This window comes from Paenibacillus sp. J31R122, from assembly GCF_056269185.1.
Genome location: NZ_JBWDNM010000018.1, coordinates 49300 through 67826 on the forward strand (window position 1 = coordinate 49300; position 18527 = coordinate 67826).

At 45.2% G+C, this 18527-nt stretch carries 16 protein-coding genes; 15 read left to right on the plus strand and 1 reads right to left on the minus strand.

The features are described from left to right. Positions 1 to 80: 80 nt before the first annotated feature. The 7 genes from AC0YN7_RS24905 (at position 81) to AC0YN7_RS24935 (ending at position 7297) form a co-directional block, all read left to right on the plus strand. Positions 81 to 1784 carry a DNA repair helicase XPB gene (locus tag AC0YN7_RS24905; protein ID WP_475812729.1) on the plus strand — a complete coding sequence of 568 codons (1704 nt, stop codon included), beginning with the start codon at positions 81 to 83 and terminating at the stop codon, positions 1782 to 1784. After that, on the plus strand, positions 1781 to 3814 hold the full coding sequence (locus AC0YN7_RS24910; RefSeq protein WP_475812730.1) for a helicase-associated domain-containing protein: 2034 nt from the start codon (positions 1781 to 1783) through the stop codon (positions 3812 to 3814). Before AC0YN7_RS24905 ends, AC0YN7_RS24910 begins: the two co-directional genes overlap by 4 nt. 70 nt (positions 3815 to 3884) lie before the next feature. Continuing rightward, positions 3885 to 4379 carry a YlbF/YmcA family competence regulator gene (locus AC0YN7_RS24915; protein ID WP_475812731.1) on the plus strand — a complete coding sequence of 165 codons (495 nt, stop codon included), beginning with the start codon at positions 3885 to 3887 and terminating at the stop codon, positions 4377 to 4379. 131 nt (positions 4380 to 4510) lie between these two features. Beyond that, positions 4511 to 4774: a YlbG family protein gene (locus AC0YN7_RS24920; protein WP_475812732.1), complete on the plus strand. Its 264-nt coding sequence runs from the start codon at positions 4511 to 4513 to the stop codon at positions 4772 to 4774. A 185-nt stretch (positions 4775 to 4959) separates the two neighbouring features. Further along, complete coding sequence (locus AC0YN7_RS24925; protein ID WP_475812733.1) at positions 4960 to 5397, plus strand: hypothetical protein; 438 nt, start codon at positions 4960 to 4962, stop codon at positions 5395 to 5397. Positions 5398 to 5525: 128 nt separating this feature from the next. After that, positions 5526 to 6437 (plus strand): selenium metabolism-associated LysR family transcriptional regulator, encoded by a 912-nt coding sequence (locus tag AC0YN7_RS24930; protein WP_475812734.1) that lies wholly within the window; start codon positions 5526 to 5528, stop codon positions 6435 to 6437. Further along, positions 6428 to 7297 carry a PHP domain-containing protein gene (locus tag AC0YN7_RS24935; protein ID WP_475812735.1) on the plus strand — a complete coding sequence of 290 codons (870 nt, stop codon included), beginning with the start codon at positions 6428 to 6430 and terminating at the stop codon, positions 7295 to 7297. The genes AC0YN7_RS24930 and AC0YN7_RS24935 overlap by 10 nt, the downstream gene beginning before the upstream one ends. 377 nt (positions 7298 to 7674) lie before the next feature. Here the strand turns inward: AC0YN7_RS24935 and AC0YN7_RS24940 are convergent, their stop codons facing one another. After that, positions 7675 to 9441 carry an Rqc2 family fibronectin-binding protein gene (locus AC0YN7_RS24940; RefSeq protein WP_475812736.1) on the minus strand — a complete coding sequence of 589 codons (1767 nt, stop codon included), beginning with the start codon at positions 9439 to 9441 and terminating at the stop codon, positions 7675 to 7677. 272 nt (positions 9442 to 9713) lie between these two features. Between AC0YN7_RS24940 and AC0YN7_RS24945 the strand changes: the two genes are divergently transcribed. The 8 genes from AC0YN7_RS24945 (at position 9714) to AC0YN7_RS24980 (ending at position 18446) form a co-directional block, all read left to right on the plus strand. Continuing rightward, the gene (locus tag AC0YN7_RS24945; RefSeq protein WP_475812737.1) at positions 9714 to 12497 is read left to right on the plus strand and encodes a calcium-translocating P-type ATPase, SERCA-type; all 2784 of its coding nucleotides are present in this window, start codon (positions 9714 to 9716) and stop codon (positions 12495 to 12497) included. A 120-nt stretch (positions 12498 to 12617) separates the two neighbouring features. Next, complete coding sequence (dapF, locus tag AC0YN7_RS24950) at positions 12618 to 13448, plus strand: diaminopimelate epimerase (RefSeq protein WP_475812738.1); 831 nt, start codon at positions 12618 to 12620, stop codon at positions 13446 to 13448. A 29-nt stretch (positions 13449 to 13477) separates the two neighbouring features. Beyond that, positions 13478 to 15364 carry a bifunctional homocysteine S-methyltransferase/methylenetetrahydrofolate reductase gene (locus tag AC0YN7_RS24955; RefSeq protein WP_475812739.1) on the plus strand — a complete coding sequence of 629 codons (1887 nt, stop codon included), beginning with the start codon at positions 13478 to 13480 and terminating at the stop codon, positions 15362 to 15364. Between the two features lie 428 nt (positions 15365 to 15792). Continuing rightward, entirely contained in the window at positions 15793 to 16053 is a 261-nt protein-coding gene (remA, locus tag AC0YN7_RS24960; protein WP_005548256.1) for an extracellular matrix/biofilm regulator RemA, read from the plus strand. A gap of 13 nt (positions 16054 to 16066) precedes the next feature. Next, complete coding sequence (gene gmk, locus AC0YN7_RS24965; protein WP_475812740.1) at positions 16067 to 16684, plus strand: guanylate kinase; 618 nt, start codon at positions 16067 to 16069, stop codon at positions 16682 to 16684. Between the two features lie 16 nt (positions 16685 to 16700). Next, complete coding sequence (gene rpoZ / locus AC0YN7_RS24970) at positions 16701 to 16910, plus strand: DNA-directed RNA polymerase subunit omega (protein WP_475812741.1); 210 nt, start codon at positions 16701 to 16703, stop codon at positions 16908 to 16910. A 363-nt stretch (positions 16911 to 17273) separates the two neighbouring features. Beyond that, the gene (locus AC0YN7_RS24975; protein WP_475812742.1) at positions 17274 to 17540 is read left to right on the plus strand and encodes a hypothetical protein; all 267 of its coding nucleotides are present in this window, start codon (positions 17274 to 17276) and stop codon (positions 17538 to 17540) included. Positions 17541 to 17909: 369 nt separating this feature from the next. Further along, positions 17910 to 18446, plus strand: coding sequence for an NUDIX domain-containing protein (locus AC0YN7_RS24980; RefSeq protein WP_475812743.1), 537 nt, complete (start codon positions 17910 to 17912; stop codon positions 18444 to 18446). Positions 18447 to 18527 lie beyond the last annotated feature (81 nt).

The following is an 18527-nucleotide window of genomic DNA, read 5'->3' on the forward strand; positions in this document are numbered from 1 at the left end:
CGTCCTTAATCGTGGGCATAAAAATAGTCAAAAATCTTCATACTGAATAAAAGGCATATTCTGAAAAGGGAGGAATCCGCATGTTATATGATCAGGATGGACCACTAATCGTACAGACGGATATGACTGTGCTGCTCGATGAGAGCAGGTCTGGCGCGCAAGAAGCGCACGAGAAGCTGATGCTCTTTGCAGATACGGTAAGAAGAGCTGGAACGATACATACGTACCGTATCACACCATTATCACTGTGGAATGCAGCGGCCTTTGAAATAAAATCAGACGACATTGTAAAATGGCTATCCGTTTACGGAAGATATGAGCTTCCCTTTCAAGTAGAGGCTAAAGTAAGAAAGCTAATGGATAGATATGGCAAGCTCCAGCTTTCCACGAGCTTGGATAAGTTATTGCTGCGCGGCGATGCAAGGCTAATGAAGGAATTGGCGGAATATGAAACAGTAATGGAATGGATTGAAGAGCAGCTGAAGCCTGATGAATGGCTGCTTAAAGTGAACGGAAGAGGCATGCTCAAACAAGAGCTGACGCGTCTTGGATATCCAGTTATTGATTTCGCTGGCTACCACGCGGGTGAAGAGCTGTCGGTTGTTTTAAAGGATATGACAGCAGGTAATGAAAGGTTTCGTTTAAGAGAGTATCAGAGTAAGGCTGTAGATTTGTTTTATAGAGAAGGGACTGTACAGGGCGGAAGCGGAGTTATCGTGCTGCCATGCGGAACCGGCAAGACAATTGTAGGTATCGCTGCTATTTCGAGACTTATGAAAGCAACATTGATATTGACGTCTAACAGCACCTCTGTAAAGCAGTGGAAGGATGAGCTGCTGGATAAAACGTCACTGACGGATGCGGATGTTGGTCAATATTGTGGAGTACACAAGCAAGTTCGACCGGTGACCATTGCGACTTATAACATTTTGACACATCGGAAATCCAAGGCTGCTCCTTTTTCTCATATGAAGCTATTTTCGGAGAGGGACTGGGGTCTTATCATTTATGATGAGGTTCATTTGCTGCCAGCCCCGGTATTTCGAATGACAGCCGATATACAAGCGACAAGAAGACTCGGATTAACTGCGACACTCGTTCGTGAGGATGGCTGTGCTGAGGACGTATATTCTTTAATTGGGCCTAAGCAGTACGATATGCAATGGAAGGATGCTGAAGCGGGAGATTATATAGCTTCTGTGTCATGCATGGAAATAAGAGTGCCTATGGATAAGGAAATGGAGATGTTATACCGTGATGCGAGCGCACGATCAAAAATACGTCTTGCAGCTGAAAATCCTGAGAAAATTCGCATTATGCAGCAGTTGTTGCGGGAGCATTCGGGCAAGCCAACACTGATAATCGGACAGTATTTAAATCAGCTGCATGCAATTGCTGAGATTTTAAAGGCACCTCTGCTTACAGGTGAGGTTCCTCAGCAGGATCGGCAGCGTTTATATGAGCAATTTAAGGCCGGAGAGATTTCCGTCCTCATCGTATCTAAGGTGGCGAATTTTGCGGTCGATTTGCCTGACGCTGCTGTGGCGATCCAGCTATCGGGAAGTTACGGCTCAAGGCAGGAGGAAGCACAGCGGATTGGAAGGCTGCTAAGACCGAAGAAGGAATGTAATCAGGCGTGGTTTTACACGATTGTTACAGATGAAACGAAGGAAACGGAATTTGCTATAAGAAGGCAGCTATTCATGCTTGAGCAGGGCTATCAATATGAAAGAAGGAGCGAAATGCCAATCCCTAACGCTCTAAAGGAGGTCGCAGTTCAATGAAGATCCCAGCTTTAATTGAGAAGCTGTCTGCAGAAAGGCTTGCAGGTTATATGGATACAGCCATATGGCGGGAGGCTGTGCGGAGAGGGTTATCATGGCAAGAAGCTGTTGTAGACCGACAAGCTGTACTTGAAGCTGTCTCATTAATGTCGGTGCTCGCAGCATCTGTCCTGAGGGAGATGCTTCGTATATATGGAGCGGAGCCAGTAAATGCGGAGCATTTAGTGAGAGATTTGCAAAGAAACACAACATTATCAGGTGCTGAATGCCAGCTTGGACTGGATGAATTGGAGGATGCCGGCATCCTATTTGCGGTAAGCAAAGTGTGGGGAGAGCGGATCTATTTTTTGCCGTACGATTGTTTTACAGTCTGGCAGCAGGTATTGTTTCCACTTGAAATGACTCGAGACACATCCACTGTAAGAGAAGGATTGCTCATCGGAACGGTTAGAGAAGGAAATAGACCGCTCGGCAGACAATTGTTAACAGCCTTTACCACATTGGCGAGTTGTGGATTGGAACTGACAACGAAAGGCGTGCTTTCAAAGAAGACGATTGCTAAAGTTGTACAAGCTGTAGATTTTGACGAGCAATGGCTGCAAGGTTTTGATTTAAAATGGCCGCATCGAGAGCATTATTCACTACCAGCAGCTTTTGTTTTGGAGGTGGGCTCTGCTTTTGGTCTTTTGTATATCACTGATCAAACGTTGAGATGGGATAAGGAGAAGTTAATTGCGTGGTTAATGCTTACGGAAGAGAAACGGGAACGGCAATTACTGCAATGGTGCTTTGAATTATTGCTGCCAGCAAGCGGTAGCAGCGCTCATGTTGCTGCAGCTCTAGATTTATTGAATGATGGTCAATGGTATGCTGTTCAACCGATTCAACAATGGCTAGCCTATAATCGTTTAAGTCAAACTGTGGCAGCGGTGAGACCAGAAATCAAAAACCGTAATTGGTACGGACTGTTACATAGCTTTGGCTGGATGGATGTAGTGGAGTTCGGAGAGGGAATAGAAGAGGAGATGCTCATACGCTGGAAAATGCCTTCGGCAGCGGGGGACAATGAAGGGAATGCTGAGAGTCTAGCGAATCGTGCCTTATCTATTCAACCAAATGGTGAGATTATTTTGGAGCCTCATTGTCCGTTTACAATCCGTTGGGAATTGGAGCTCATAGCTGAGAGAGTTTCGGACGAAATGGTATCCGTATATCGATTGGAGATGTCCTCGGTAACTCAATCATTAGAGTTAGGAAGAACGCGAGCTTCCATTCAAGCTTTTTTGGAAAATGCAGCTGGCGGGTTAGCAATTCCAGCTACTGTTGCAGATATGCTGTTAGAATGGACTAACCGTGCGTGCCGAACTGCTTTTGCAGAGGTCGTATTACTGCGCTGTGATAGTGAGCAGATGGCGGCCGTTGTGCAAAATAATGAAGCAATTGCGAAGTTAGTGCTGGAGCGGATCGGTCCACTTGATTTTATCGTGGACAAGGAATATATTAAACCGCTCCGAAACTTGCTGCTGCAAGCGGGGTATCCGCCGCGGAAGGCTGTTCAAACAGCAGATTCGATGGATGTAAATCAATATCCTATGCTGGGTATAGCAAATATTGATCCAAGTCTTATAGAGCTGCCGCTTACTAGAGCGATTAAATCGAATTATTCGTTTATTTATGAACCATTCACACTGCAGCAATATGAATTAATAATCAAGTCTCCTCAACAGAAGGTGAACAGTACTCCGCTATGGGAGCTTGTACCTGCGATGTGGACAAAGCAGCTTCGCGTATACCATCACTCGACAAGGAGAGAGCTGATAGAGCAAGCCTTACAATGTCAAGCTCTTGTTCAATTGCGAATAAATAACGGCATAAGAGCGTTTGTGCCTGAGAAGCTAGAACGATTGAACGATAGTTGGGCGGTTATTGGATTGCTGCGGGATGAAGAGGAAAGCGAGCCCATTCGACTTACACCTGATATGTGGGACGAGATGAGGCTAGTTATTCCAGGACAACCAGATCCATTATAAGTTCTTTCTATTGGCTAAGTTTATATAATATGATAATGTAGAAGTTAGCGTATAGAAATGGGGTGGCTTAATGCCTACTGCTGAAGGATTGATGACTGCTCGGTCAGAGCAATTGCAAGGAGGCGTTTCTTCGTTTGACATGGCCTCGCTTCTGCTTTGTGCTTATGAATTAGGTGATTGGATTAATCAATCGGCGGAAGTTGCCGAATATTTATATTGGAAGTCGGAAGTGAGTGTAGACGAAGAAGTGAAGCAAATGACAAGACAGTTCGATAAAGCGAAGGAACTGTTTGTTGAATGTGAACGATTCGGTCGATTTCATCCCGATTACAACGAAGCAAAAGATAAAGTTAAGAAGATTGAACGAGAGCTTGACGCGATCGAGAGTGTTCGCCGCTTTAAATATGCTGAACAAGTAGTCGATGAGATGCTGTATGATGTTTCTCGTCTGATCGCGGAGTCGGTATCGGACAATATTAAAGTACCTAGCAACGAGAAAAAGTCCGGCGGCGGCAGTTGTGGCAGCGGCGGTTCATGCAGCTGTGGCAGCGGCGGTTGCGGTTAAATAATTCAGCTTACGAAGTTAGGTTTGCTTCGCAAACCTAAGTGGATGCTTACGAAGTTAGGTTTGCTTCGCAAACCTAAGTAAATGCTTACGAAGTTAGGTTTGCTTCGCAAACCTTTGGGAGGGAAGAAATGTTACCGGAGCGAACGGGTTATATTATATGGGTGAGTGATTTGAAAGCGGCAAGGTCACTGGAAAGATTCGGGACGGTTCATTATATGTCGCGCAAAATGCATTATGTTGTTCTGTATATGAATTCCGATAAGGTTGAAGAATCAGTCAGACAAATGGGCAAGCTGCCATATGTTCGCAATATTGAACGTTCTTATCGTAATGAAATAAAGACGGAATACAGTAAAGACACTGAAGACAAAACAAGATTTTATAGTGTTTAAATGAATGAAAACGCTTCTTGGTAGGAAATTGACGCCGAGGAGCGTCTTTTTTTGTATATTAAAACCATAAATTTACATATATGGTCTGTCTTTAATTTATTGTTGTAATATCGGAAAGACATGGTAGAATGGAATTAAATTCATAGTAAAATAGCCCTGGTTCCTTGGGAGGAGTAGGTTGCGAAATGAAAGATAAAATGACGAGAAGGTGGAGTACATACGAGTCGTTTTATATCGATTTGGGTGATAAGAAAGTAGCGGATATCATCATAACGAACCATGCGAAAAGCCGCTGGTTAGATCGAATCGAAAGCGAGAATACCGGATTTGATGACATTGCTGATTTTTTATGGGAATGCTTGAAGAAAGGCCGGATCGAGCCTTATTATCGCAATGAACAGGATGTATATTTAATTGATGATGATCTCGTGTTTGTCGCTGAATTTTCGGAGTCACTTACAGAAACGGATATAACGGGGGAGCCTTTACATAAAATGATAGTGGTCACTTTCCTAGGGCGTATGTCGGAGACGATAGAGCTTAGGGATCTAAAGTCCTATTATTCGTGGTTGCGTCACTCTCGAAGAATGACTCTCGTAAAAAACAGCAGGAAACGCAAATAAGGATTCTAGGAACGAAATGATACAAAAAGCGTGTGATCTGATCAGATTGCATGCTTTTTTATTATGGATCATGCAATTCTCGATAAGGTTTGTTGTATAATATCTACAAAAGAAAGGGTGGTTAGAAAGTGGCTCTTAATTTTCATCAGCTGCATATTTTTTATACAGTGGCCGAACGAGGAAGCTTTTCAGCCGCAGCGCAATCCTTACATATGACCCAGCCAGCCGTAACGATGCAGGTGCAAACATTGGAGGACTATTTTGGGACGAAGCTCTTACAGCGTTCAACGAAACGTATCGAGCTGACTGAAGCAGGGCGGGCATTAATGCCTTACGCTCAGCGAAGCATTGATCTTATCCGTGATACAGACCAAGCGATGTCCACTTTCACTACACAGCTAAAAGGAAGGCTGCAGCTGGGTTCAAGCTTAACGATAGGGGAATACATTCTTCCGAGGTTGCTTGGGCCATTTGGCCAAGAGTACCCGCATATTTCGATAAGTATGAAGGTTATGAATACTTCGCAGATTATGGAGGACATATTAAATCATCAGCTTAATTTTGGTTTGATCGAGGCTCCTGTAAATCATCCCGACATGCATATGGAAGCCGTGATGAGTGATGAGCTAAGACTGATCGTTTCCAGAAACCACCCACTTGCGGATCGTCCATCGGTTACGCTGGACGAAGTGATGGAATATCCTTTTGTACTGCGTGAGCAAGGCTCGGGGACTCGGCTCGTCATGGAGGAGCAACTGAGGAAGAAGAAAATTGATCCTGCGTCTATGAAGGTCGTAATGGAGCTGGGCAGTACTGGTGCAGTAAAATCAGCAGTTGAAGCGGGTCTCGGTGTCTCGTTTGTTTCTGCCTCTTCCGTTAAGCATGAGGTGGCATTGGATCTAATTCGAATGATTAAAGTATCGGACTCCAAATTCCAACGGCATTTTTACTCCATTTATTTGAAATCCGCATTGTTGCCTATTTCGGCGGTTACGTTTTTAACTTTTTTGAGAGAGAGGGACCTGCAGCAATGGCTCTAATTCATGGACTGGCGGATTTGCATACGCATACAACGGCATCTGACGGCATGCAGTCACCTTCCGAGAACGTAAGACTGGCGAAGGCGGCTGGTCTTGCGGCGATTGCAATTACTGATCATGACACCGTGGCGGGTGTGGATGAGGCACTTTTGGAAGGGGATAGAATCGGGATTTCGGTTGTACCCGGGGTAGAAGTTAGTACGGTTTCAAACGGTGTCGATATACATATTCTTGGTTATTATACAAATAATCAGAATGAGGAATGGTTGAAGCGTCTGGCGAGCCTCCGGGGTGTACGAGACCAGAGGAATGACATGATTGTAGAAAAGCTGCGCTCTTTTGGAATTCCGATTACGATGGATGAGGTGCGGGCTGCCGCAAATGGAGATAACGATAAGGTTACATCGGAAAATAGTGCTGCCAGCATTGGTCGGCCTCATATAGCGGAGCTGCTTATCCGCAAAGGTGTCGTAGTTAGCATGAAAGAGGCTTTCGATCGTTATTTGGCATCTGGTGCAGCCGCTTATGTGAACCCGCCTCGACTGCATCCTTATGAAGCAATCGATTGGATTAAGGAGGCAGGAGGGACGAGTGTAATCGCACATCCTGGTTTATACGGAAATGACGAGCTTGTTGAAGATATTATTCGTTATGGTGTGCAAGGAATCGAAGTTTTTCATTCCGATCACGGACCTGAAGAGGAGCAGCGCTATGGCGCGCTAGCTACTCGATTTAATCGAATTGTTACCGGTGGATCTGATTTTCATGGTGAACGACAAGGTCAAATATTTCACGGTGCGATAGGCAATCGAACGGTGGATGCGAAGATTTTGCAGCAGCTGATGCCAACATGGAAATAAGGCTCAAAACTGAAATCAGCGGTTGACAGAACGGTTGACTGATAGCTTGAAAAGTTTAATCTTCTTTTGTAGTGTTTGACTGTATATCGTACAATCAATTTTACATTAAAGCGTCATGTTTGCCCTCAGACTGCATTTCATCCAAGCTAATCGTCTGTTCCGCAGACAAAAGGTAATTAGCTTCCTATTAGATTGGATCTTTTCCATTCAAACGCATAGATATCAATCGAGTTTTCGTTCCAGTTCGGCCCCGCCCCGTCCGCGTGGGGTTTCATGTAATCAAGCGCTGAATTTGAGTTGAGACGAAAATAATCTAGATTAAAAAAGCCCGACCTCTTTGCTAAGAAGTCAGGCTTTTTGTATGTGATGCTATGCGTTTATTTCATTTCAGACGGTAATGATTTGAGACGTTGTTCATTCGGGGTGATGTACAGCGTTTTCTGATTATCGTAAATGACGAAGCCTGGCTTCGCCCCGCTTGGCTTACGAACGTGACGGATGATTGTATAATCGACAGGTATCGAGCTCGAATCACGTGCTTGACTGAAGTGTGCCGCCAGCATAGCCGCCTCCTCGAGCGTTGCTTCCCCGAAGGAGCCGCCGCGGATAACGACATGAGACCCGGGAATGTCCTTCGTATGCAGCCATGTATCGGATGCAGCAGCTAATCGGTTCGTGAGATATTCGTTCTGTGTGTTGTTCTTCCCGACAAAAATAGTTACTCCCTCAGAGGAGGTGTAGCTGAGCAGCGTCGGCTTGAGCACCTTTTTCTTCTTCGGCCCGCGTCTTGTTCGTTCTTTCATATAGCCTTGCTCAACCAGCTCATCGCGAATTTCACCGATATCGGATATAGACGCGTTGTCAATCTGCTGCAATAAGCCTTCGAAATAATGAATTTCTGCACGGGCAAGCTCCATTTGTTCAGCAACGATTGTCAAGCTGTTCTTATGCTTCGTATATCTTCTGAAATAGCGTTGCGCGTTATCCGATGGAGTGAGCTGCGGATCGAGCTCGATCTTCACCAGCGCCTGCTCCTCATCATAAAAATTTATTAGCTCAATGGACGTATCGCCTCGATTAATTTGATGCATATAAGCGGTTAACAGCTCGCCGAGAACGCGGTATTTCTCTGCATCCTTCGCCTCAATTAAAGTTTCCTCCAGTTTTTTTATTTTAGTCACGTTTTTGGCTTTCTCATTTTGGACGAATCGAATAAGGTCGGCTGCGCGCTGCTTTACCGTATCTCGTTCTGCTTTATTTCCATAGAATCCTTCAAGACACGCACTTATATCAGGGAAAACGATGGTTTCACCATGGATATGAGTCAGCTCTGTAATGGAGAAATAAGATTTTCCGGTATCTGGATCGGTCTTAATACCTGATGTATAAGTGTTGTTCCTTACCTCATCCATCAATGATGAGAAGCTGCTCCAAAGAGCGGGATAGCTATTTGATCCATGTTCAAAGTCTGCTTGTACAATTGCGCCATTCTGTGTGCGATGAACGAGTTCTTTTGCAAGCAACGGACTGAAACCGCTAAGTGTATCAACGAGTCGCTTGTGCAGAGGAGCCTCCTGATCTGCTGTGCTAATCGTATCTGCAAACTGCGCTTCGTTCTCGATTGATAAAGGATCTGTCTTGCCCTGATCGGGCGGGGAAGTGTATGTGCTTCCTGGCATTACAATTCGGAAGCTGCTTATCGCAGGCGTTACATGGTGAATGCCGTCATGAATCATACCTGTAGTGGGATCCATCAAAATAATATTGCTATGACGACCCATAATTTCGATAATAATTGTCTTGTTGGATAAGTCTCCTAGTTCGTCGCGAGACTTTACGTCGATGTGAATGATTCGCTCACGCCCGACCTGACGAATCGATTCGATTGTACCGGATTCACAGTACTTACGCAGCAGCATGCAGAACATAGGTGCTTCCATCGGGTTGACATAGCTTCCAGTGGTCCAGTGAACCCTCGGGTAGGTGGGATTAGCTGACAGGAGCAGCTTACCTTGCATACCTGCGCCACGGATGCTGAGAACAAGCTCGTGATTCGTTGGTTGATGAATTTTATGTATACGCGCGCCAACGCAGCGCTGAAGGTCTTGCGTGATTGCATGGGTGACAATGCCGTCTAATGCCATGGTGTATCGATCCTCTCTTCCGAATAAGTCTTCCTCTATAATGCCATAGTTAAGACAAAAACTTAAGTCTTTATTGGGATATTTTACGGGCTGTCCGAATACATTTACCCTAGAGAGGCTGTCCGATGGGCTGACCTTGCGATGAAGCTAAGAAACATTAGGCGAATGCTTTGGAGTGCGCTTATCACTTTTGCTGAACGCAAGGCCGCGCTATGAGGGTTGAAATCAGCCGTTAATGCAGGGCTCGGCCTACTATGGGAGGGAGTTATACCATGGAACAAATGAAGTGGCATCAAATGGGGACGAGTGAACTGGTGAACAATTTAGTCAGCTCCCCAGAGCAAGGACTCGCCGCGGCGGAGGCGGCGGAGAGGCTGGAGAAGCATGGGCGCAACGAGCTGACTGAAGGGAAGCGCGTATCGCCGATCCTTTTGTTTTTGAACCAGTTCAAAGATTTTATGGTGCTCGTATTAATGGGAGCGACCTTAATTTCTGGATTGCTCGGTGAATATTTAGACGCGATTACCATTGTAGCCATTATCGTACTGAATGCGGTGCTTGGGTTCTTCCAAGAATTTCGAGCGGAACGATCACTGCGTGCTCTAAAAGAGCTATCAGCCCCAACGGCGAAGGTTATACGCAACGGACAATTGCTAACGATTCCAGCCAAAGAGCTTGTGAGAGGAGATGTTATCAGCCTGGAGAGCGGAGACCGAATTCCAGCTGATATTCGTTTGCTTGAAGCGAACAGCTGCTATGTCGAGGAGTCTGCTTTAACAGGAGAATCGGTGCCGGTTGGGAAGCATGCGGCTGTTATCAATGAAGCGGAACTGCCGCTCGGAGATCAACGCAACATTGGTTTTATGGGCACGATGCTGACCAGAGGTACAGCTAAGGGGCTCGTCATTAGAACAGGCATGGATACTGAAATGGGTAAAATCGCTGGTTTAATCGAGCAGACAGAAACGATGGAAACACCGCTTCAGCATCGTTTGGAGCAGCTAGGAAAGCTGTTAATCATAGTGGCTTTAGGGCTGACTGTCATGGTAGTCGTCGCCGGTATTATGCATGGTCAACCAGCATATGGCATGTTTCTGGCAGGTGTCAGCTTAGCGGTTGCCGCTATTCCTGAAGGGCTTCCGGCCATTGTGACTATTGCGCTTGCTCTTGGCGTGCAGCGTATGATTAAGCGCAAAGCAATCGTGCGGAAATTGCCTTCCGTCGAGACGCTTGGCTGCGCATCCGTTATTTGCTCTGACAAAACGGGTACGTTAACGCAAAATAAAATGACTGTGACTCATGTATGGATCGGTGGCCGCCAGCTTGAAGTAAGCGGTGAGGGCTATGTGCCTTCCGGACATATTTTCGAGGATGGAAAATCACTAGATATACAGCATGATTCATCTGTAAAGCGACTGCTGCAAATTAGCGCTTTATGTAACAACGCGCAGCTGGTAAAGGTAAATGTAGAAGAGTCTAAGAAAAAGAAGGACAGAGAAGCTCAAGAGGAATGGGTGCTTAAGGGCGACCCGACCGAAGGAGCGCTCGTCGTGTTATCTGCTAAGCTCGGAAACTCGGCAAAGTCTCTAGAACAGCTCTATAAAAGGGAAAAAGAGTTTCCATTCGATTCGGAGCGTAAGCGAATGTCTGTTGTAGTAGCTCATCAAGGCGGCCGTCTCATTTGCACGAAAGGCGCTCCGGATATGCTGATGGATCAATGCAGCTATGTGCTTTGGGACGGAAAGGTAGTCCCATTCACCGCAACGTTAAAGCGCAAATGCGCGGAAGCTGGCGAGCTAATGGCTCAGTCTGCCTTGCGAGTGCTTGGACTTGCTTATCGTGATTTGCGCGCGGGAGACGCCTGCGAAACGGAGACCGATGCAGAGAGCCAGCTTATATTCGTCGGTTTAACAGGAATGATAGATCCGCCTCGCCGTGAGGTGAAGGATGCAATCGCGACCTGCAGGCGAGCGGGCATCAAGACAGTTATGATTACCGGTGACCATCAATTGACGGCGGAGGCAATTGCCAGCCAGCTTGGTATTATGCCTCGCGGCGGTATAGCGATGAGCGGCAGACAGCTGGAGGCAATGACTGATGAGCAGCTTGATCGGCTTGTGGACAACATCTATGTGTACGCTCGCGTATCGCCTGAGCACAAGCTTCGGATCGTTAAGGCTTTGCAGCGGCAAGGCCATGTGGTTGCGATGACAGGTGACGGCGTAAACGACGCTCCGGCGATCAAAGCGTCCGATATAGGGATAGCAATGGGCATAACTGGTACAGATGTAACGAAGGAAGCTTCTGCGTTAGTGCTCAGTGACGATAATTTCGCGACTATTGTAGCCGCAATTGAAGAAGGCAGAGGCATCTATGAAAATATTCGTAAATTTATTCGTTATTTGCTCGCATCAAACGTCGGCGAGATATTGGTTATGTTTTTGGCGATGATGGCCGGGCTTCCATTGCCGCTCATACCGATTCAAATCCTATGGGTCAACCTTGTCACTGACGGATTGCCGGCAATGGCTCTCGGAGTGGATCAGGCGGAGAAGGATTTGATGCAGCAGAAGCCGCGATCGGGGAAAGAAAGCATATTCTCCCGCAGGCTGGGCTGGAAAATCATCAGCAGAGGCATTTTGATAGGAGTTTGCACGCTTGGCGCATTCTGGATTACTTTGCAAGAAGGTCCAAACACAGCAGCAGGTCTTATGAAGGCACAGACGGTTGCATTCGCAACACTAGTTATGGCACAGCTTATCCATGTGTTCGACTGCCGCAGCTCCCGTTCCATTTTCCACCGCAATCCACTCCAAAATAAATATTTGGTTCTAGCTGTTCTTTCTTCACTGGTTCTAATGATCGGCGTGCTATATATTGAAGCGCTGCAGCCAATCTTCAAAACAGTGCCGATCGGCTTCCGCGAGTGGTGTCTCGTATTTGTTGCAGCCGGAATTCCTACTTTTCTGCTGGGAATTGGCAGCGTGTTCAGCTCATCGAAGAAAAATAAGACAAAATCAAAGCTCGCGTTTGGTTCGAAAACGGCCGCTAGATAGCGAAATAATGCAAATGATGATACAATTTATCAATACCCATTCTCCTTGCTTTACGGTATGCTTTTAAGCATATTAATCGCATTAATATTCTGCGAGCTGGAGCAAGGAGAGGGCATTTATATGAATTTTACGAAAATGAACGGATTAGGTAATGACTTTGTAATTATTGCTGGAGAGCAGCAGCTTCCAGAAAATGTGGCTGATCTAGCCATTCAGCTTTGCAATCGTTTTTTTGGGATTGGTGCTGACGGACTTGTCTATATTTTACCATCAGAGGTTGCGGATTTTCGCATGCGTATTATTAATTCAGACGGTTCTGAAGCAGAGCAATGCGGCAATGCGATTCGCTGCGTATCCAAATATGTGTATGATAATGGTTTAACCGATAAACAAGAAATGACTATTGAAACTCTGGGAGCAGGCGCTCAAAAGGTGCAGCTGACCGTTCAGGACGGAAAGGTTGAATCTGTTCGCGTTGACATGGGACAACCGATATTAACAGGATTGGCAGTGCCAACTACAGTGGATGCGGAGCAAGTCATCGAGCATCCAATTGAAGTGGATGGACGTGAATTCAAATTTACAGCGGTATCAATGGGAAATCCGCACTGTGTCATCTATGTGGATGATGCTGTAAACTTTGATCTAACCACTTGGGGACCTAAGCTTGAAGTGCATCCGATGTTTCCTAGGAAAATCAATGTGGAGTTTGTTACGGTAAATTCTCGTACACATACCGATATGCGAGTTTGGGAGCGCGGTGCAGGCCCAACACTGGCATGTGGTACCGGTGCTTGCGCGACGGTTGTAGCATCGGTATTAAATGGCGCTACAGATCGTAAAGCGACTGTGTCGCTTAAGGGCGGCGATTTGCTAATTGAATGGAATGAATCAGACAATCACGTTTATATGAGTGGACCGGCTGCGGAATCATTCCGAGGAACATTTTAGGATCAATACAGATGGGTGGTAAGAATGAAATGAAGCTGGGATTGAGGGAAGCGCTGCAGCAGCGTATTCTGACCGGGGACGGTGCAATGGGAACCTATCTATATCAGATGGGGTTCCCTGTTGGTGTTTCTTATGAAGAATTTAATACGCTACGTCCAGACGTTATTGAAAATGTACACCGACGTTATTATGAAGCGGGTGCGCGTGTTATAGAAACGAATACGTTTTCTGCAAACCTGGAGAAGTTGTCGAAGTATGGATTAGAGGACGAGATGGATGCAATCAATCGTGCTGGTGTGCGTATTGCCCGTGCTGCTATCGGTGCTGACGCTTATGTTGTTGGTGCTATTGGATCTATTCGTGACGGCAAACTCAGAAATTTGCGGACAGCTAAGGTAAGTGAAGCGTATGAGCGGCAAATGCACGCGCTGCTTGATGAGGGTGCGGACGGTCTGCTTCTTGAGACATTCTATGATCTTGATGAAACGCTGCTTGCATTGCGAATTGCTAGAGCGGCTACTAGCTTGCCGGTTATATGCCAGTTTGCCATTGAGGATGTTGGACGCACTCAGGACGGTGTCAGCTTGAAGGATGCGTTTGACCAGCTTCAAGACGCAGGCGCGGACGTAGTCGGCTTTAACTGTCGAAGCGGCCCTAACGGCATTATGAGAGCGATTGATTCGATTACAGGTCCTGTCGGCCTGCCTTTATCGGTCTATCCGAATGCTGGTATACCAGACTATGTGGATGGGAAATATGCGTATTCAGCAGGTCCGGAATATTTTGCGGAAACAGCGATGCGCTTCGCAGATCGTGGCGCCCGATTAATCGGCGGATGCTGCGGAACGACCCCGGAGCATATTGCGGCGATTACTGCCGCGCTGAATGGTTATGTACCACAGCTCGGTCAAGCTGCAACCATTACAAAGCCTGCTGAAACATTTGTCATTCAGACTCCGAAAGAGCAAGCAAAGCCGTCGATCTCGGCAGCTGAGCCGCAGAGGCTTTCATCCTCAGAGCCATCGATTGTGGAGCTCGTACAGAAGCGGCATACTGTTATTGTAGAGCTTGATCCACCTCGTGATCTAGATATTCGTAAATTTATGGATGGCGCAGCAGCTTTGAAAGAAGCGAAAGCTGACGCGGTTACGATGGCGGACAATTCGCTGGCTGTTACACGGATGAGCAATTTGGCGCTGGCAGCTCTAGTACAAGAACGAATCGGTATTCGTCCACTTGTTCATATCGCATGCCGTGATCGAAATTTAATTGGCACACAGTCACATATGATGGGACTGGATGCGCTGGATATTGATCATGTTTTGGCTGTAACAGGCGATCCTGCTCGCTTCGGCGATTTGCCAGATTCAAGCTCAGTCTATGATCTTACCTCTTTTGAGATGATTCGGATGATTAAGCAGTTGAACGAAGGGACTGCATTTTCAGGCAAGCCTTTAAAGCAAAAAGCTAAATTTGTAGTAGGCGCCGCATTTAATCCTAACGTCAAGCATTTAGATAAGGCTGTTCAGCGTCTGGAACGGAAAATTAAATCCGGTGCTGACTATATCATGACACAGCCTGTATATGATCCGGCTTTAATTGAACAAATAGCAGAGTCTACCAAGCATCTGAACGTACCTGTATTTATCGGTATTATGCCGCTTGCAAGTGGCCGAAATGCCGAATATTTGCATAATGAAGTGCCAGGCATTCAGCTTTCTGATGAAGTTCGTCAACGGATGGCAGGCTTAGAAGGCGAAGCGGGCCGAGCAGAAGGCGTGCAAATAGCTAAGGAGCTGCTTGATGCCGCATTGCCGTATTTTAAAGGCATTTACTTGATTACACCTTTTATGTTCTATGATATGGGTGTTCAGCTTACGAACTATGTTTGGGAAAAGACAGAAGGAAAGCAGTGAAATACGTAAGAAAAAGGGCGTTAGATCGCCTTTTTTTCTTGTTTTCGCTTTTTGACTTGTTCGTTTGTGCAAAATCAATTAAAATGAAACATGGACACATTTGACGTGAGAATTTTATGGAAGTATACGGACAGGCTTCAGAGCTTCGTTGAGTATATGTCACAGTGTGCGTATTAGCGTATGCTCCACCTTATTTTCGTCAACAATAGTAAGGTTGTCCTGTCGTTATTTGGAAGGATCAGCAATTTGTCGTATTCCCATTTATTCGAAATATAAGAGGGTTTAAGTTTCAGATTGTAACTGGGCTTATATTTTCACTGCGAAACGTAAGCTGTACCGCCAGATGACAGCGAATGTCGTTCGAGCTTACAAATTTTATTCATTCATATGATGCAGTTGGAAACACCGTAGGCGGAGGAGGACCTGGCTTGGCTATCAAACTTATTAATATTGGTTTTGGTAATATTGTTTCAGCAAACCGCATTATTTCAATCGTAAGCCCAGAATCGGCACCGATTAAGCGGATTATTCAAGAAGCACGCGACCGACATATGCTCATTGATGCTACATATGGACGCCGTACACGTGCAGTTATTATTACTGATAGTGATCACGTCATTTTATCGGCTGTTCAGCCGGAAACGGTTGCGCACCGATTATCTACTAAGGATGACGATAACGACGAATAGTACGGGGAGCATTATGGAAAAAGGATTGTTAATTGTATTATCTGGACCTTCAGGGGTTGGCAAAGGAACAGTATGTTCCGTTCTTCGAAACAAAATGCCTGATTTAGTTTATTCTGTGTCGGCTACAACTAGGTTGCCACGTCAAGGTGAAGTAGACGGGGTTAACTATTTTTTCAAAAGCAGAGAACAATTCCAGGATATGATTGTACGTGACGCGCTTCTGGAGCATGCTGAATATGTAGGAAATTACTATGGTACTCCACGTGATTTTGTCGAGCGCACTTTGGCGAGCGGCAAAGACATTATTTTGGAGATTGAGGTGCAAGGCGCCCTCAAAGTCAAAGATAAGTTTCCTGAAGGCGTGTTTGTGTTCCTGATGCCTCCTTCTTTGGATGTGTTAAAGCAGCGCATTACTGGCCGGGGCACTGAAACGCAGGATACGATCAATAACCGAATGTCGGTAGCTGTCGAGGAAATTAATTTGCTCGACAAATACGATTACGCAGTAGTAAATGATGATCTTGATGCTGCTTGTGATCGCATTCGTAGTATTGTTATAGCTGAGCATTGCCGCAGAGACAGATTCACACCTTATCTGACCAAAATGTTAGCTGCAAATGAGAAAGCTTGAGTGAGGAGAATGTATAATGTTATATCCGTCCATTGATGAAATGGTGAAAAAAGTCGATAGCAAGTACACACTTGTTGTTGCTGCGTCCAGACGTGCCCGTATGCTTCGCAACGGTGACAAGTCAGAGCTTCGCAATCCGCGCTCTAGCAAATTTGTTGGTGTTGCACTTGAAGAAATTTATAATGATATTCTTAAAGTTGAACACATCCCAACTAAAGAAGACTAGTTCTTTTTTTACGATTGGTATGTGATTTAAAGGGTAGAGTGCCAACTGGAGACAGTTGGCACTCTTTTTTTTTAGGCTTGCAGAGCGACAATATGGGCACAATCTCAAAATCAGTGTTTGATTACATGAAACCCTCCGTGAGATGTAGGGTATCCTTACCATCATTTTAGTTCAACGCATGTAAAGGGATAGATGGGCGATTAGAGTGGATATTGTACATTCAAACAGCTTATATTTCTATGTTTCAATGTGTTTGAATGGAAAAGATACAATCAAATAGGTAGTTACAAGCTCTTTATCCGCGTAACTAGCGATTAGCTTGTATGAAATACAGTCAGTAACAAATACAACGTTTTTAAAGTGGTGTTTATTGTATTAAATACAGTCAAATACGACAACGAAACAGAGCAGAACAGAGCAGAACAGAGCAGAACAGAGCAGAACAGAGTAGAGCAGAACAGAGCAGAGCAGAGCAGAGCAGAGCAGAGCAGAGCAGAGCAGAGCAGAACAGAACAGAACAGAACAGAGCAGAGCAGAAGAGCGGAGAGAAAGGAGAAGGGATCAGAGATCAAGATAGAGCAGCACAGTGAAGTAGAAAATAGGCTCGTCGCACTTACTGTCAAACGCTGATTTTCAGGTTGAGACACCATATTTTAGGAAAGAGTTTTTATAACTCAAAGAAAGTGTTTACTCCGTTGAAAACTACTAAATGGACTTTTAGTTTGGTAAACTGATGAAAATAGTTTGTGAAGAACAATGTTTATGGATCGAATTAGAGATACAATTTCGCGAATCTTGAAAGTGGAATGGTTGCATAAGCTTGAATTGGAAGTAGTGCGTTTAACTAACCATTCAAAGTGCAAACGTTCTTCGTGGGTTAGTTTTATGATCGGTTTTGTTATTGTTTTCTTGATTATGTTTATTGGTATCGGAATCATTCAATTTATAAATGCAGGCAACCACTAACAACAAATATTACTGAAAAGGAAGTTCAGACCAATGAATGATTTGATGGACGGTTATCCAACTTTATCGAAAGGTATTTTATGGGGTCAAGTAGAAGGCTGTTTTACGCTGGATTATGCTGTTGATGAAGTGCTAGTTAGCAATATTAGCATTATTCCTATGGTGGGAGATCAATATGTGATGATGAAGCTGGACAACGGTAAATGGGAGCTCGTGGGAGGGACGTTAGAGCCTAATGAGCCTCATATGCTTGCTTTAGAACGTGAAGTAAAGGAAGAGCTGGGTGCAGAATTGAAATCATTCACTTTGTTTGGATGTTTTAAATGCCATTCTTTCGCCGATAGGCCGTATAGGCCTCATATTTCACATCCTGACTTTGTTCGGTTGGTCGGATATGGAGAGGTGGATATTGTCGGAGATCCATTGAATCCGCCGGATGGAGAAACGGTTGTCGCTGTGGAAGTGGTTGATATCGTTGAAGCAATAAGAAGGTTCGAGGAGATCGGACGATTCGATATTGCTGAGCTTTATCAAATAGCGTATGACTTGCGAAGAAGCAGCGTAAGATGAACTTCATGTAGAAATATTATTTTTTTAAGATGCTGTTCGAATGATTAAATGACTGCTCAAAATGATAATGACAGTTAGAAT

Coding starts and splice junctions, on each gene's coding strand:
- AC0YN7_RS24945 (WP_475812737.1), top strand. CDS start 9,714: ATGGAACAAATGAAGTGGCATCAAATGGGGACGAGTGAACTGGTGAAC.
- AC0YN7_RS24955 (WP_475812739.1), top strand. CDS start 13,478: ATGAAGCTGGGATTGAGGGAAGCGCTGCAGCAGCGTATTCTGACCGGG.
- rpoZ (WP_475812741.1), top strand. CDS start 16,701: ATGTTATATCCGTCCATTGATGAAATGGTGAAAAAAGTCGATAGCAAG.
- dapF (WP_475812738.1), top strand. CDS start 12,618: ATGAATTTTACGAAAATGAACGGATTAGGTAATGACTTTGTAATTATT.
- AC0YN7_RS24940 (WP_475812736.1), bottom strand. CDS start 9,441: ATGGCATTAGACGGCATTGTCACCCATGCAATCACGCAAGACCTTCAG.
- AC0YN7_RS24925 (WP_475812733.1), top strand. CDS start 4,960: ATGAAAGATAAAATGACGAGAAGGTGGAGTACATACGAGTCGTTTTAT.
- AC0YN7_RS24935 (WP_475812735.1), top strand. CDS start 6,428: ATGGCTCTAATTCATGGACTGGCGGATTTGCATACGCATACAACGGCA.
- AC0YN7_RS24910 (WP_475812730.1), top strand. CDS start 1,781: ATGAAGATCCCAGCTTTAATTGAGAAGCTGTCTGCAGAAAGGCTTGCA.
- gmk (WP_475812740.1), top strand. CDS start 16,067: ATGGAAAAAGGATTGTTAATTGTATTATCTGGACCTTCAGGGGTTGGC.
- AC0YN7_RS24980 (WP_475812743.1), top strand. CDS start 17,910: ATGAATGATTTGATGGACGGTTATCCAACTTTATCGAAAGGTATTTTA.
- AC0YN7_RS24905 (WP_475812729.1), top strand. CDS start 81: ATGTTATATGATCAGGATGGACCACTAATCGTACAGACGGATATGACT.
- AC0YN7_RS24915 (WP_475812731.1), top strand. CDS start 3,885: ATGCCTACTGCTGAAGGATTGATGACTGCTCGGTCAGAGCAATTGCAA.
- AC0YN7_RS24920 (WP_475812732.1), top strand. CDS start 4,511: ATGTTACCGGAGCGAACGGGTTATATTATATGGGTGAGTGATTTGAAA.